General features: G+C 71.3%; 18 protein-coding genes. 6 read left to right on the top strand and 12 right to left on the bottom strand.

The features are described 5' to 3' along the window. The 4 genes from ACZ3II_RS32885 to ACZ3II_RS32900 all read right to left on the bottom strand — a co-directional run. Positions 1-806, bottom strand: an 806-nt coding sequence (locus ACZ3II_RS32885) for an alpha-amylase family glycosyl hydrolase (protein ID WP_465523350.1), incomplete at its 3' end; no start/stop codon positions are given. A gap of 53 nt (positions 807-859) precedes the next feature. Continuing rightward, entirely contained in the window at positions 860-1,597 is a 738-nt protein-coding gene (locus ACZ3II_RS32890; protein WP_465522645.1) for an STAS domain-containing protein, read from the bottom strand. Between the two features lie 10 nt (positions 1,598-1,607). Then, positions 1,608-1,790: a hypothetical protein gene (locus ACZ3II_RS32895; protein WP_465522647.1), complete on the bottom strand. Its 183-nt coding sequence runs from the start codon at positions 1,788-1,790 to the stop codon at positions 1,608-1,610. Between the two features lie 56 nt (positions 1,791-1,846). Further along, positions 1,847-2,494, bottom strand: a complete 648-nt coding sequence (locus ACZ3II_RS32900; protein WP_465522649.1) for a sensor histidine kinase — start codon at positions 2,492-2,494, stop codon at positions 1,847-1,849. 30 nt (positions 2,495-2,524) lie between these two features. Between ACZ3II_RS32900 and ACZ3II_RS32905 the strand changes: the two genes are divergently transcribed. Beyond that, positions 2,525-3,169 (top strand): response regulator, encoded by a 645-nt coding sequence (locus ACZ3II_RS32905; RefSeq protein WP_465522651.1) that lies wholly within the window; start codon positions 2,525-2,527, stop codon positions 3,167-3,169. Between the two features lie 37 nt (positions 3,170-3,206). Here the strand turns inward: ACZ3II_RS32905 and ACZ3II_RS32910 are convergent, their stop codons facing one another. Further along, positions 3,207-4,574 carry an Nramp family divalent metal transporter gene (locus tag ACZ3II_RS32910; RefSeq protein ID WP_465522653.1) on the bottom strand — a complete coding sequence of 456 codons (1,368 nt, stop codon included), beginning with the start codon at positions 4,572-4,574 and terminating at the stop codon, positions 3,207-3,209. Between ACZ3II_RS32910 and ACZ3II_RS32915 the strand changes: the two genes are divergently transcribed. Then, the gene (locus ACZ3II_RS32915) at positions 4,563-5,480 is read left to right on the top strand and encodes a manganese catalase (protein ID WP_465522655.1); all 918 of its coding nucleotides are present in this window, start codon (positions 4,563-4,565) and stop codon (positions 5,478-5,480) included. The genes ACZ3II_RS32910 and ACZ3II_RS32915 overlap by 12 nt on opposite strands. Before the next feature lie 82 nt (positions 5,481-5,562). Continuing rightward, positions 5,563-6,063: a gamma carbonic anhydrase family protein gene (locus ACZ3II_RS32920; RefSeq protein WP_465522657.1), complete on the top strand. Its 501-nt coding sequence runs from the start codon at positions 5,563-5,565 to the stop codon at positions 6,061-6,063. On the opposite strand, the gene ACZ3II_RS32925 is transcribed toward ACZ3II_RS32920, so the two are convergent. The 5 genes from ACZ3II_RS32925 to ACZ3II_RS32945 form a co-directional block, all read right to left on the bottom strand. Continuing rightward, positions 6,055-7,137 (bottom strand): peptidoglycan-binding domain-containing protein, encoded by a 1,083-nt coding sequence (locus ACZ3II_RS32925; RefSeq protein WP_465522659.1) that lies wholly within the window; start codon positions 7,135-7,137, stop codon positions 6,055-6,057. The genes ACZ3II_RS32920 and ACZ3II_RS32925 overlap by 9 nt on opposite strands. 132 nt (positions 7,138-7,269) lie before the next feature. After that, a complete protein-coding gene (locus ACZ3II_RS32930) occupies positions 7,270-8,028 on the bottom strand; it encodes an SIMPL domain-containing protein (RefSeq protein WP_465522661.1) in 759 nt (252 codons plus the stop codon). A 244-nt stretch (positions 8,029-8,272) separates the two neighbouring features. Beyond that, complete coding sequence (locus ACZ3II_RS32935; RefSeq protein ID WP_465522663.1) at positions 8,273-8,581, bottom strand: TraR/DksA family transcriptional regulator; 309 nt, start codon at positions 8,579-8,581, stop codon at positions 8,273-8,275. Positions 8,582-8,864: 283 nt separating this feature from the next. Continuing rightward, positions 8,865-9,671 carry a tyrosinase family protein gene (locus ACZ3II_RS32940; protein ID WP_465522665.1) on the bottom strand — a complete coding sequence of 269 codons (807 nt, stop codon included), beginning with the start codon at positions 9,669-9,671 and terminating at the stop codon, positions 8,865-8,867. Between the two features lie 29 nt (positions 9,672-9,700). Continuing rightward, positions 9,701-10,132 carry a tyrosinase family oxidase copper chaperone gene (locus ACZ3II_RS32945; protein WP_465522667.1) on the bottom strand — a complete coding sequence of 144 codons (432 nt, stop codon included), beginning with the start codon at positions 10,130-10,132 and terminating at the stop codon, positions 9,701-9,703. A gap of 186 nt (positions 10,133-10,318) precedes the next feature. Between ACZ3II_RS32945 and ACZ3II_RS32950 the strand changes: the two genes are divergently transcribed. Beyond that, entirely contained in the window at positions 10,319-10,702 is a 384-nt protein-coding gene (locus ACZ3II_RS32950; protein ID WP_465522669.1) for a tyrosinase family oxidase copper chaperone, read from the top strand. Between the two features lie 4 nt (positions 10,703-10,706). Here the strand turns inward: ACZ3II_RS32950 and ACZ3II_RS32955 are convergent, their stop codons facing one another. After that, positions 10,707-12,314 carry a methyl-accepting chemotaxis protein gene (locus tag ACZ3II_RS32955; RefSeq protein ID WP_465522671.1) on the bottom strand — a complete coding sequence of 536 codons (1,608 nt, stop codon included), beginning with the start codon at positions 12,312-12,314 and terminating at the stop codon, positions 10,707-10,709. Between the two features lie 201 nt (positions 12,315-12,515). Continuing rightward, positions 12,516-13,370, bottom strand: coding sequence for a hypothetical protein (locus tag ACZ3II_RS32960; protein ID WP_465522673.1), 855 nt, complete (start codon positions 13,368-13,370; stop codon positions 12,516-12,518). Between the two features lie 56 nt (positions 13,371-13,426). Between ACZ3II_RS32960 and ACZ3II_RS32965 the strand changes: the two genes are divergently transcribed. Further along, positions 13,427-13,771, top strand: a complete 345-nt coding sequence (locus tag ACZ3II_RS32965; protein ID WP_465522675.1) for a PadR family transcriptional regulator — start codon at positions 13,427-13,429, stop codon at positions 13,769-13,771. Continuing rightward, a complete protein-coding gene (locus ACZ3II_RS32970; RefSeq protein ID WP_465522677.1) occupies positions 13,771-14,547 on the top strand; it encodes a hypothetical protein in 777 nt (258 codons plus the stop codon). Before ACZ3II_RS32965 ends, ACZ3II_RS32970 begins: the two co-directional genes overlap by 1 nt. Positions 14,548-14,585 lie beyond the last annotated feature (38 nt).

The following is a 14,585-nucleotide window of genomic DNA, read 5'->3' on the forward strand; positions in this document are numbered from 1 at the left end:
TCGGCGGTGTGGTTGTAGACCACGTCCAGGATCACCTCGATCCCGGCCTGATGCAGGGCCTTCACCATGGCCTTGAACTCCTGCACCTGCCCGCCCCGGCAGCCGAACGAGGAGTACCCGTTGTGCGGGGCGAAGAAGCCGATCGTGTTGTAGCCCCAGTAGTTCGCCGTGTCGTTGTCGTGGACGAACTGGTGCACCGGCATCAACTCGACAGCGGTCACCCCGAGGCTCTTGAGGTACCTGATCATCACCGGGTGGGCCAGGCCGGAGTAGGTGCCGCGGACGTCCTCGGGAATGTCCGGGTGCTGGATGGTCATGCCCTTGACGTGGGCCTCGTACACGACGGTCTGATGGAAGGGGATCCTCAGCGGCCGGTCGTTGCCCCAGTCGAAGTACGGGTTGACCACGACCGAGCGCGGTGTGAACGGCGCCGAGTCGTCGCCGTTGAACGACTCCGGGTCGCCGAGTTGGTACGAGAACAGCGGCTGCTCCCACCGGTAGTCGCCGTCGATCGCCTTCGCGTACGGGTCCAGCAGCAGCTTCGCCGGATTGCACCGCAACCCCCGCGCCGGGTCGTACGGGCCGTGCACCCGATAGCCGTACCGCTGCCCCGGAACCACCCGCGGCAGATAGCCGTGCCAGACCAGCGCCTCCCGTTCCGGCAGGTCCACGCACGTCTCCGTGCCGTCGTCGCCGAACAGGCACAACTCCACCCGCTCGGCGACCTCGGAGTAGAGCGCGAAATTCGTGCCACCACCGTCGAACGTCGCCCCCAGCGGATAGGGCGAACCAGGCCAGACCAGCATCGTCACGTGACTCCTTCGTTGCGGACGACGCTGGCTACCCCCTTCGAGGCCGATCAAGCCTCCCCATCGGGTGAACGGCGCAGGGTCGCCCAGACGACCTTGCCGCCGTACGCCGGGAGGAACCCCCAACGGTACGCTGCCGCGTTCACCAGCAGCAGGCCCCGCGGCGCCGCCGGGTCGGGGGAGGCGTCAGACGGCAGAACCGGGGCCTCCGTGCTGCCGTCACGGACAGCGACGATCAGGTAGCGGCGGCCCAGGGTCACCTGGAGGTCGATCATGGTCTGGGCGTGCACGACAGCGTTGGTGACCAGCTCGCCCGCGATCAGCGCCGCCGGGCCGATCAGATCCGGCAGATCCCAGCGGATGCACGCCTCGGTGGCCAGATCCCGGGCGTGCCGGGCCGCCCCGGACGCCGGCAGCAGGGTGTCCCGGACCGAAGGGCTGCGGCGGTGGGGCGGGGCGGCCAGCGCCTCGTCCACCGACGCGTGCACGGTGAGCCCGCCGTAGCTCCGGCCGACCAGGCCGTCCAACTCGGGGCCGGGCGCCGCCAGCAGCAGCGGAATGCCCGGCCACAGTGCCGCCTGCCGGGACGCGGCCAGCAGCACCGTGACCGCCGCGGGCCGGGCGGCGGTGATGCCGGACAGGTCGACGACCACCGCGTCCGGCTGCTCGACCAGGCATTTGAGCAGCGCCGCCCGCACGGTGGGCGCCGACGCCACGGTCAGCTCACCCTGGACCCGGACCAGGAGGGAGGTGCCTACCGGCTCGATGTCGCACTGGAACTCCACCACCCTCCGATTGTTACTCGCCGTATCCGTTGTGGCGAGTCGTCGGCGTCACCCGCTGCCGCAACAGCGGCACGGCTCCGATCAGCGCGACGGCGACACCGAGCAGAGCGGTACGGGCGGTCAGCGGGGCGTGCACGAGCAGCGCCACCAGCCAGGCGGCCAGGATGGCCGTACGGAGGATGTGCTCTGTTCTCATGCCGGCCGATTGCCCGCACCCGATGGCCTGCCCGGGCCCGCCCGGTCCTCCCGGGGTCACCGCCCGTACCGCGGCAGGACCGTCTCCATCGCCAGCCCGGCCGGGAACAGCCGCCGGGCCCGCACCGTGCCGCCGAGGTCGGCGAGCCGCTGCCGGACCACCCACAGGCCGAGACCGTTCTCGCCGGGCGGGGGAGTGCGGCGGCGCAGCGCGGTCCGCAGGTCCGGAGTGGGGCCGCCCCGGTCGACGACGGTGATCCGCAGCCGGCGGGCGCGGATCCGCGAGTGGAGCCGGACCGGCCCGGACGCGTGCCGGACGGCGTTGCTGACCAGGTTGATCAGGATCTGCCGGGTGTGCCCGGGGTGCACCGGCCAGCGCAGCGCGTCCGGGCCGGCGGTGATCTCCAGGGTTCCGGGCGGCGCGGTCGCCGCGACGGCAGGCAGGACCGCGCCGAGCGGGGTGGCCTCGACCGGCGGGCCCGGCTCGCCCCGGACCGTCGCCGCGACCTGGGCCAGCACCGCCTCGGCGTGGACGGCGTGCTCGGTGGCCAGCCGGGTGAGCTCACTACGGCGCGGCTCCGGCGGCTGATGCTCCAGCGCCCGCAGCAGCCCGGCCAGCGTCGCCATCGGCGGGCGCAGCTCATGACAGACGGTACGGACCAGCAGATCCGTATCGTGCGGGGCGCGGCGCCGATTCACGCGCATGACTCGCTCCGGGCGGGGAATCGGGGCGCCATGAGCGCCGGGATCCGCATTGTCGTCATCGACGATCACCATCTCTTCGTACGAGGGCTGCAACTGTTGCTGCCCGAGGTCAGCGGGGGCCGGGCCACCGTGGTCGCCGCGACCGGTGACGCGGCGTACGCGGCAGGTGTGGTCCGCCACGCGGTGCCCGATCTCGTGCTGGTCGACCTGCACATGCCGCCGCCCGGCGGGATCCGGGCGATCGAGGAGGTGCGCCGGGCCGCGCCCCGGGCCCGGGTGCTGGCCATGTCCGGCGACGACGACCCGGACGTCGCGGTCCGCGCGCTGCTCGCCGGCGCCGGTGGCTTCCTGCCGAAGAGCAGCGACCCGGCGAGCCTGCTGCAGCCGCTGCTCGCCGCGATCGACGGCTGGGCGGTGCTGCCGGGGCACCTGCTCGGTGTGCTGATCGAGCAGAAACGCCGCCACGTCTCACCGGCGGCCACCGCGGCGCTCAGCGACGCCGACCGGGACCTGCTGCGGCTGATCGCGGCCGGCACCTCGACAGTGGAGATCGCCGAGCGGATGCACGTGTCCGAACGGACGGTGAAACGCCTGACCGCGGCGCTGCTGCGCCGGCTGCACGTCTCCACCCGGGCCGAGGCCGCCGCCCTGGCCGGCAGCGCCGGTCTGCTGTAGGTCGCCATGCGCGACCGGCTTCCCTCTCCGGAACGGCTCAACCCAGCATTCTGACCAGCAGAAACGCGTTGAGGCCGATGATCAGGGCGGCGGCGGCCGACGCGACCGCCGTCGTCACCGGTCGATTGACCTGGTCGCCGAGGATGTCCCGGCGCCGGGTCAGCCAGATCAGCGGCACCAGCGCGAACGGCACCCCGAACGACAGCACGACCTGCGACCAGACCAGCGCGCTCGTCGGATCGGCGCCGATCAGCAGCACCGCCATCGCCGGGGCCATCGTGACCAGCCGGCGCAGCAGCAACGGGATGCTGCGGCCGATGAACCCCTGCATCACCACCTGGCCGGCGTAGGTGCCCACCCCCGACGACGCCAGGCCGGAGGCGAGCAGCGCGATCGCGAACGCCAGCGCGGCATGCCCGTCCAGCACCGTCGCGAGCCCGGCGTGAATCCCCTCCAGGGAGTCGGTCCCGCCGATCGGGGTCCCGAAGAACAGCTGGGCGGCCACCACCAGCATCGCCAGGTTCACCAGCCCGGCCGCGCCCAGCGCGACCAGGGTGTCGGCGCGCTGGCAGCGCAGCGCCCGCCGGCGGGCCACCGGATCGGCGGCGGCCGCCGCCCGGGACTTGGTCAGCGCCGAATGCAGGTAGATCACGTGCGGCATCACGGTGGCCCCGAGGATGCCGGTGGCCAGCAGCAGCGTGTCGGTGCCCTGGAACGACGGCACCAGCCCGGCGGCGAACGCGGCCGGATCGGCGCCGGAGCGCAGGCCGGTGTAGAGGAAGCCGAGCAGGATCACCCCGAGCAGGGCGCCGATCACCGTCTCGAACCGGCGGACACCGCGCCGGTGCAGCTCCAGCAGCGCGAACGCGGCCACACAGGTGACCAGCCCGCCGAGTGGCAGGGGCATGCCGAACAGCAGGTACAGCGCGAGCGCCCCGCCGACGATCTCGGCCAGGTCGGTGGCCATCGCCACCAGCTCGGCCTGCACCCACAGGCCACGGGCGACCGGGCGGGGCAGGTGCTCGCGGCACAGCTCGGGCAGGTCCCGGCCGGTGACCAGGCCCAGCTTCGCCGACAGCGACTGGATCAGCATCGCCATCAGGTTCGCCGCCACGATCACCCACACCAGCAGATAGCCGGACGTCGCGCCGGCGGTGAAGTTGGTGGCGAAGTTCCCCGGGTCGGCGTACGCGATCGCGGCCACGAACGCCGGGCCGAACCACGGCGCCAGCCGGACCACCCGGTTCTTCAACGGCACTGCGACGTCGAGTATCACCATGGCCGCCGGAGTGCCCCGGCCACGCGGCCCGGCCGGGCCCCGGACGACCTGTGCGGGCCAGCGCAGCGGGTAGCCGATCGATGCGCCACTCCACCCGTACGAGAGGAGAAGTTGATGTTCAAGCACGTCGACTACCTGCAGTTCCAGGCCAAGCCGGAGAAGCCGGACGCGGTTCTCGCGGCGAAGATGCAGGAGCTCGTCGGTGGCCAGTTCGGTGAGATGACCGTGATGATGCAGTACCTGTGGCAGGGCTGGTCGTGCCGGGTGCCCGGCAAGTACAAAGACATGATCATGGACATCGCGACCGAGGAGATCGGTCACGTCGAGATGCTCACCACCATGCTCGCCCGGCTGCTCGAAGGCGCGCCGAACGAGGCACAGGAGAAGGCCGCGGCGGCCAACCCGATGCTCGGCGCGGTGATGGGCGGCATGAACTTCCAGCACGCCATCGTCACCGGCGGCGGCGCCCTGCCCCGGGACGCGGCCGGCGTGCCGTGGAACGCCGGCTACATCGTCGCCAGCGGCAACCTGCTGTCCGACTTCCGCTCCAACGTGGCCGCCGAGGCACAGAGCCGGCTGATGACCAGCCGGGTCCACAACATGACCGACGACCGCGGCGTCAAGGAGATGCTCCAGTTCAACCTGGCCCGCGACACCTACCATCAGCAGCAGTGGCTGCTCGGCATCGAACAGCTGATCCAGGACGGGTTCACCGAGAGCGGCATCGAGGACTCCAACGCCGAGTTCGAGCACCCGGACGCCAACCACACGTTCTACAGCTTCGACCCGGCCAGCCGGGCCGGCGAGGGCCGCTGGGCGCAGGGCCCGACCCTCAACGGCAAGGACGAGATCGTGTACGTGCCGGACGCGCAGCCGCTGACCGACGACAAGCCGCTCGGGCCGGCCCCGGACCCGAAACTGTTCGTCACGTACGACGGCCAGATGGGCAAGGGCAAGCCCGGAACCGCGGCCGGCGCCACCGGCCAGGGCGTCGCCAACGTCGTCAACAAGATCAAGGGCGCCCTGGAGTAGACGCCGGGAGCGTACGAGAGGGCTGGGGCCGCCGGGAGCTGCATATCCTGTTGCCCCAGCCGTACTCCGGAAAGGTCTTCCCGTGATCGAGATCGGTGGGCATCGCCCGCACGCCGCCGCCACCGCCTGGATCGCGCCCGGCGCGGTGGTGGCGGGACGCGTCACGCTCGGCGCGGACGTCAGCGTCTGGTACCAGGTGGTGGTCCGCGCCGACCTGGACACCATCGACATCGGCGCCGGCAGCAACCTGCAGGACGGCGTGGTCGTGCACGCCGACCCCGGCTTCCCGGTCCGTGTCGGCGCGAACGTCAGCGTCGGCCACCGGGCCGTCCTGCACGGCTGCGCCATCGAGGACGAGGTGCTGATCGGCATGGGCGCGATCGTGATGAACGGCGCCCGCGTCGGGTCCGGCACGATCGTCGGGGCGGGCGCGCTCATCCCGGAGGGCGCGGTGATCCCAGCGGGGTCGCTGGTGCTCGGCATGCCCGGCAAGGTGCGCCGGGAGACCACCGCCGACGAGCGCGCCGGGATCACCCTCAACGCCACCCACTACGTCACCCTGGCGAAACACCACTCAGCGTGAGATCGAGGGCGACGGCGAGGGCCGGCGCAGCGCGTTCTCGACGGCCGCGACCGTGGCGGCGTCCACGGTTCCGGTGGGCTCGACACCCATCGCGGTCTGGAAGGACGTGAGGGCGCCGGTCAGGGCCGGGGTCCAGGCGCCGTCGACCGGGCCGGTCCAGTACCCGGCGAGCTTCAGGGTCTGCTGCACGGCGGCCGTGGTCGCGATGGCGTCCTCGGCTGCCGCGCCGCCCTTGGCACGCAGATCCTCCTGGAGCGCGGCGTCGGTGGCCTTGTCGACGGCTCCGGTCTCCGGCAGCTCGTGTGCCTTCTGCAGAGCCCGCACGGCGGCGACGGTGGCCGGACCGTAGACGCCGTCGACCTTCTCCGCGTAGTACCCCGCTTCGGTGAGCGACTTCTGGACCGCCGTGGTGTACCCGGCGGCGCGCGACTTCTGCTCGTCGGTCAGGCAGCCGACCTCGCCGAGCAGGCGCAGCCAGGACATCTCCAGCGCGACGGCGGCCGCGTTGAACCGCTCCGCGGCCTGCCGCAGCGGGGTCTGATCGGTGATGCCCTTCCGGGCCGCGGTGAAGTCGGCGTCCGCCTGCTTCACCCGGCTCAGGGTCGCGGGTTCCACCGGTGGCGCGGCCGGCGGCGAGACCGTCGCCGCCGACGGCTCCGGCGCGGCGGTCGGCATCGCCGCCGCGGCGCGGGCCCCGGCCAGGTCCGCCGTCGCCTCGGCCAGCTCCTTCTCGGCGGTCGCCACCTGCTCGCGGGCGGCGGCGACCTGCTCGGCGGCCGCGACGACCTCGGCCCGCGGGTCGGTCAGGTCGGCGCCGGCCTCCGTCACGTCGCCCACGGTCGGCGCGGTCGAGATGATGAGGTCGCCGTAGCGGTCCAGGGCGGTGACGTACCCGGCGCTGCTGCGGCAGAACGTGCCGGCCCGCGTGGTCAGGTTCGTGTACGCCGCGGCGAGCGCGTCCTGCTTGGCGGCGAGGTTCCGTTCGGCCATCCGTACCCGGGCGTCGCCGTCCCCGCCGCCGCAACCACCCGCCGCGAGAGCCGCCACGATGCCCCACACCAGCCATTTCCTCATCCGCGCGGCCCCCTGTCGGTGACGTCGGCCCGAACAGCAGGATGGCCGACCCGCGGCCCACCACGGCTCATCCGGGCCGGGTGAATGGGCGGCCCCCGCGTGGCGAGCTCAGCGGGGGGCCGCCCGGCCGGCTCACCCGAGCGTCCACTCCACGGTGACCGTCACGGTCACCGACTGGCGGCCCGGCTCGATCGGCACGGTCGCCGAGTCGGCCGCGGCCATGCCGCTGTAGTGGTGCTGCTTGTAGACCGGCATGCCGTTGCCGTCCGAGGACTCGCTCACGCGCACGACCCGGCCCAGCGGGCGGCCCGCCTCCCGGGCGTACAGCTCGGCCTTGGCCCGGGCGTCCGCGAACGCCTTCTTCCGGGCCTCGGTGAGCAGCGCGGTGTCGTCCTCGATCGCGAACGCCACCCCGTTCAGCCGGGCCGCGTCGCCGCCCGCCGCGATCGCCGCCGAGATGACGGCCCCGACGCGGGCCAGGTCCCGGGACTTCGCGGTGAGACCCTGGTTCACGGTGTAGCCGGTGATCTTCTGGTCGTCGTTGCGGGTGGCGTTGATGTCGACGTTCGACGTCTGCAGGTCGGCTTTGGCCAGCCCGGCGGCGACGAGCGCGTCCCGCATCCGGGTGGCCGCCGTGTTGGCCCGCCCGAGGGCGTCGCCGACGGTGGCGGCGCTGGTCTCCACCCCGAACGTCGCGGTGACCGTGTCGGGCGTTCCGGACACCTCGCCCTTGCCGCTGACCACGATGCTCTCCCAGGGCTTCTCATCGGAGGCGGGAGCGGAGGCCGCGGTGAGGGCGGGGGAGGCGCTGGCCGGTCGCCCGGCGAGCAGGGTGGAGGCGGGCACGGCGAGTGCCGCGAGGGCGACGAGTGCGGGCACTGATTTGTTCATGCCCCCACCTTCTGCGCTCCGAGCCGACTATTCCGGCATTTCGGTGCGAGTCGACCATCTAGGGGGCCGCGGTTTCAGGTGAGCAGGCGGATCCGGCCGGGGTGAACGCGCGGGTCGGCGCGTACACCGACTTCTGCAACCTGTTCGGCCTCGCCGCTGCCGGGGCTGCGGTTACCCCCGGCTGGTCGTCAGTGCTGTCCCACGGGGGTCGAGACAGCACTGAGCGCCAGCCGGGCCCGTACCCCTAGCCGTTGTTTTTCCGCTGGCAGGGGACGCAGAAGCGGGCGTGCGGCAGCACCTCGAGGCGTTCCGCCGGGATCGTCGAGGCGCAACGTTCGCACCTGCCGTAGGTGCCTTCGGCGAGCCGCCGCAGCGCCCCGCTGATCAGCTCCAGGCTCTGCCGGGTGGCGGCCAGCATCGCCGCCCGGTCGTGGGCCTGCGCCGGGTCGCCGGTGTCGGCGTTGATCTCGGTCAAGTCCTTGAGCCGCGCCGTCTGGATCTCGAACTGCTCGCTCAGCGACGTTCGCACGGAACGGAAGGTGTCGATGGTCATGAAAGTCTCCTCAAAAGAAAAAGGGCCGAAGCTGATCAGCTTCGCCCTGTGCGGTGGACCGTGGATGCGAGTCCGCCGGCGGGCCGCGACCGGTCCGCGCGGGGATCAGCCGCCGGTAGGACGACAGCCGGTGGGCGGCGTGCAGCGCCGTCACGACGGTGACGGTGAGCGAGCGCGGACCCACGAACGGCATCGGACCACCATAGGTTGATCGTGTGGCAGAAGCCAACCGGAAACATTGCGGGGGTACGGGCCACCGCCCGTACCCCCACGCAGTGATCGTTCAGACGTAGCTGTAGCCGAGGGCGGTGATGTCCCGGACCGCCGACGGGGTGCGCCCGGCCGCGAACGGCCGCATCGTCTCGTTGTTGTCGATGACGCCACCGGTGAACCCGGTCCGCGGCTGGTACGTGTCGATGCCGCGGCTCTGCTGCCACAGCCACCACAGCCGGTCGATATTGCAGTGGTGCAGCCAGAACACCGGGTCGTTCGGGGCTTCCCGGGTGCCCATGTGCCCGCCGACGTAGTTGTGCACCCGGTTGTGCAGCTCGATCTCGTTGCGGTTGCGGTAGCTGTTGGACACCGTCGAGTTCCACGGCGACTGGTCGTACACCGAGAAGCTCTGCACGTTGTTCACCGTCGTCGCGGTGGGCCGGGTGGCGTTCTGGCCGAGGCGCCGCTGCAGGAAGCTGGTGGCGATGCTGCTGCGGTACACCGACCAGCCCCAGTTCGGGCTGAAGTTGCCGCTGGACACGCTGCCGTTGGTGATGCTGCCGCAGAAGTCGGCGGTGAACGGCGAGGCCGCGCCGGTCCAGTCCCAGTACGGCAGGAACATGTCCGGGTTGCCGCTGACCGTCTGCAGGTCGAGTTCCAGCAGCCGCAGATATTCGCGGTGCCACGGGAAGAACGACGGCGACTGGTGGGCGTGACTGATGTTGTCGGAGGTCCGGGCGAAGAAGGTGATGTGCTGGTCGATGTACCAGTTGTAGTTGCGCCCGTTGACGGACGTGGTCTTGAGCTGGCGCATGGCGGCGGCGAACGCGGTCTTCTCCGCGCTCGTCATGGTGGCGATGCTTCTGCGTACGGCCATGGGAGGTCAGTCGCCTTTCGAGGTACGGGTCAGTGCACGTGTGCCTGGGCGGCCTCGTCGCTGAGTTCGAGGTCGCCGAGAATGTCGACGATCTTCTTGGTCAGCTTCTTGAGGCCGTCGAGGCTGAGCTCGATCTCCACCGGGTCGTAGTGGTTGACGGCGCTGATCAGACCGATTCCGACGTACGGCTTCCGGCCGTCCTCGGGGATGAAGAGGGTCGGGATCGCGGTGAGCGCCAGCGCTTTTCCATTGATCAGCAGCTCCTTCTTGCCGCCGAGCAGATAACGCCCGCGGATCCGTTTTCCCTTGTAGATCTCGTCGAAGTCGCGCGGATCGATCTTCTGCTGGCCTGCCGCCGGCTCGGGAGCGGCCATCGCCTTTGCTCCGACCAGGGCGGATGCGGCGATGGCAGTTCCGGCCGCGCTGTAACGAAGGACGTCACGGCGTTTGATGTCAGTCATGGGAACCCCGTCATTTCGGACGTTTCGCCTCATGGAAGCAGACCGCCGAGCGTTCGGTGAAATCATGTCCACCGGCCGTGGTAATGCTCGGCGTGGCGTGCGTGTCGCAGTTTCCCTTATTGCGTCCCGTCGAATATGGTCCGGGCTCCTCCGATTTGTAGCGCCACGTGTTGGGTGATGATTTCGATGCAGCAGAAGAAAAGGTTTCCGAAACGCGCGGCGACTCTCATCGTCGCCGCCGTCGCGGCTCTGGCCGCCGCCGGCAGCGCCATGGCCGGTGAGACCGGCGAGGCGGGGGACGGCAAGAAGCCCGGCTTCTACGAGACCTACCACGGCCACCAGATCATGGGCTGGGGAGACGGCGACGCGGCCTGCGCCTACATCGACGGCAAGCGGCTCGTCGTCTACCCGGCGCCGGACGGCAACTACACCAGCGCGGTGCAGGGCTTCAAGCCGGAACGCAGCCTGAAGGCGATCACCAAGGCGTCGGCCAAGCAGCTCGGCGACATGAAGCTGTCCGCCACCGCCGAGCCGAACCCGAAGTGCCCGGAGTTCGCGACCCTGCCCTGACCGGTCAGACCCGGAAGCGGGAGACCAGCGTGCTGAGCTCGGTCGACATCCGGGCCAGCTCGCCGATCGCCTGTTGCGTCTCGGCGACACCGAGGCTGGTGTTCTGGGCGGCCTGCGCGACACCGGTGATGCTCCGCGAGATGTCACCGGTGCCGGTGGCCGCCTCGGAGACGCTGCGGTTCATCTCCGCGGTGGTGGCGGTCTGCTCCTCCACCGCGGAGGCGATCGTGGTCTGGAAGTCGCTGATCCGGGCGATCACGTCGGAGATCCGGCCGATCGCCTCGACCGCGCCGCCGGTGTCGGCCTGGATCGCCTCCACCCGGCGCGAGATGTCCTCGGTGGCCCGGGCGGTCTCCTGAGCCAGATCCTTGACCTCGGACGCCACCACCGCGAAACCCTTGCCGGCGTCCCCGGCCCGGGCCGCCTCGATGGTCGCGTTCAGGGCGAGAAGGTTGGTCTGCTCGGCGATCGCCGTGATCGTCTTGATCACGTTGCCGATCTCGGCGGACGACTCGCCGAGCTTGTTCATGGTCGCCGACGTGGTCGCGGCGAGCGTGACCGCCTCGGCCGCCACCTGGGCCGCCTCGCTGGCGTTCTGCGAGATCTCCCGGATCGAGGCGCCCATCTCCTCACTGCCGGCCGACACCGTGTCGACGCTGCGGGAGATCTCCTCCGCGGCGCTGGACACGGCCTGCGACTGCTGCGACGCCTCCGCGGCCGACCCGGCGATCTGCGCGGCGGTGCTGGTCATCTCCTCGCTCGCGCCGGCCAGCGACGTCGCCGAACCCTCGATCGTGCGGACCGTCTCGCGCAGCGACGCGGTCGCGGTGTCCAGGGCGCGGCCCATCCGGCCGGTCTCGTCGTTGCTGGTCAAGCCGGTGGTGCGGGTGAGATCGCCGCCGGCCAGGGCGGTGCAGACACCCTCCACCGCGGACAGTGACCGCAGGATCCGGTCGGCCACATAGAACGCCATCGCGGCGGCCGCGACCAGGCCCACGATCAAGATCAGGATTGAGGTGGTACGGCTGGACTCGTACCCCGACTTCGCCGCCTCCGCGTTCCTGGCCGCGTCCGCCGTCTCGCTCGCGTCGAGCGTCTTCACGTCCTCGTAGACCTTCTGCATGATCGGCAGAACCTCGTTGTCGCGCACCTGCGACCACTCGTGAAGCCGGCTCTGCGCGCCGAGCCGCAGCAGCTTGTCCTGCGCGAGCGTCGTGTACGTCTGCCACTTGGCGGCGAGGTCGTCGATGACGGCGGGGTCGCCGGACGGCTGACTGCCCCGGTACGCGGCCATCGCGGCGTCGAACGCCTCCAGGTCGGTGGAGAACGCCTCGGTGAACTTGGTGATGTTGGCCTGGTCGGGGGAGAGCGCCTGGTTGGCGGTGTCCACCCGGGCCTGCGCCACGGCGGCCTTGACCTGCCCGACGGCCTTGATGCTCGCCACGTTGCTGACGTAGATCAGCTGAGCCTTGGCGCTGCTGTCACTGAGCGCGGTCAGCCCGGTGACGCCGACGATCAGGGCCACCAGAGCAGCCACCGCGACAGCACCGAGAATCTTGATCCGCACGCTGAGATCGGCGAGCGACGGTCGCCTCCGCACCTCCGAGATCACGCCCTCAACCTAGGCCGTTGCCACTCGCCGTACGGCCCGTTCCGCCGTATCAGCAACCGGACCGAAAGGTCCCACCGCAGCTCAGTGCCCACCCCCGGTCGACGCCTCCCCGTTCAGCACCGGGATGGACAGCCCTCCCTCCCGCGCGTGGACAGCCCTCCCTTCCGTGAGCGGGCAGCCCTCCCTTCGGCGCGCGGACAGTCAAGCGGACAGACGGATCAAATCGGGCCGGGTTCCCTCGAACCGAGCGTAGAAGGTGTCCGCGGACAAGCCGAAGGCTTCGCTGAACGCGTCGTGCCAGGGGTGGCCCGCGCCCACCGCGCGGCAGAAGTCCATCAGCGCCGATGGTCGTGGCGCCAGGGCGTCGAGTTCCCGGGTGGCCAGGTGGAACAGCGCGTATGCGGGATCGCCGACACCGGCACCGGACCGTTCGTAGTCGGGCAACGGCCGCAGGTTGGGGCTTGCCAGACCCCAGTCCCGCATCTGTGTCACCGCCGCGCTGTCCGCCCACCGGCCCGCCGCGACCATCGACTGGAACCCGAGATGCACCGCCATGCCCTCGAACAGCCACAGCCACTCGTGCTCGTCCCGGGATCGCAGGCAGCCGAGTTGAGCCTGCACGTTGTGCACGTGCTCATGGGCGGCGGTCGCCGCGATCAGTGCTGGATCCTCGGCGAACTGGTGACGCCAGGCCGGCGCGCGGGTGTTGAGACACAGCGTCCGCCCGTCGGCCCAGCCGGTCGGTGGGCCCGCCGGGGACGTGAAGGGCTGACAGCCCTGCGACCGGGCCAGGCGCACCTCCACCCGGGTGGTGACCCCGGCGCCGAGAACCGAACGCAGATGGCCATCGGCGGCCCGCAGCCCGTCACGGACCGCGGCCACCTCGGCGTCGCTGACCCCCGGCTGGATCAGCAGGTCGAACGGCGCGTCCGTCATCGCCTCCCACCGGGCGCCGAATCGGGTCTCCCGCCAGTAGACGGCTGCGGCGGCCGCGATCAGCAGGGCCAGCGCCACGCCGATCGCCGTCCACCGCCGGTGTCGTGAAACCAGGATCATCAACCCTCCTCTCCGAGAGTGTCGCAAGTGGACGCGACCCTATGTAGAGTACGAGTATGCCTCGCCTGACCCTCCAAGTGCGATTTGTTCTCGACCTGCTGCTCGCCGCGCCCGGCGAGGAGCGGTTCGGCCTCGAGATCGTCGACGGCACCGGCCTGCCACCCGGCACGATCTATCCGATCCTGGCCCGTCTCGAGCACAGCGGCTGGCTCACCAGTCGCTGGGAGGACGTCGACCCGCACGATGCCGGCCGCCCCCGACGGCGCTACTACCTGTTGACCGCGACCGGCGTGGCCGAGGCACGTGCCGCCGCGGCTCGTGTCCGGCCAAGCTCCGCCGCCGTCCCCGGCCGCCCGATCTCCGCCCCGGCCCGGCGGGTGCGGCCCGGAGGTGCGTTCTGATGAGATTCTTGAGCGCCGTGCTCGCCATGGCCGCGCTGATCCTGCCGGAGCCGCACCGGGCCCGCTGGCGGGAGGAAGCGGCCGGCCTGCTGCTCGAGGTGCACGGCCGGCGCCGCTGGTGGTTCGCCGCGGACATCGTGCTGAAGGCGCCGGTGCTGGCCTGGTGTCACCGGGTCGCCGAGCCGCCTCTGCCCCGGCCCGGCCGGGCGGTGACCGCCGTGACGGGGGCGGGCCTCCTGGCCATGCCACTGCTGGCCGGATCCGCGATCCTGTTCGCGTCGTCGCTGGGGGAGCGGACCGCCGAGTTCGCCTTCCTGGTCTCGCCCTTCGGCATGTTCGGGTTCGTCGCCGCCCACGCGTTCCGCCGCGCCCGGCATCACGGCGGCGGCCCGGCGCGTTATGCGGGCGCCACGCTCGTCTCGGTCTTCGCAGGCACCGGCCCGATCGCGTCCGGCCTGCTGTCGGTGGCTGCCGGCACCTCGTGGATCACCATCGCCGGTGGCCTGGTGCCCGGGGTGTGGCTGACCGTGATCAGCGCGATCAGCGTGGCCCGGCGCGACTGTCCCCGGGCGCTGGCGCTGTTCGGGGTGGCCGGCGGGATGGGCCTGACGACGGTCCTGTTCGGGGTGGCGCTGGTGTCGCACGTCCCGGCCGCCTTCGCGGTGGTGGCGGCGGCCAACGTGGTGTCGATCGTGCTGCTGATCCCCTGCCTTCTGATCTGGTCGGCGTGGACGGGTTCACGCCTGCTCAGCGGCCGGGCCGGCCAGCTCGCCTGATTGCGGCAGCACGCGGGCGGAGCCGGCCGGTGGTGAGG

The sequence above is a fragment of the Actinoplanes sp. NPDC019969 genome (assembly GCF_055562375.1).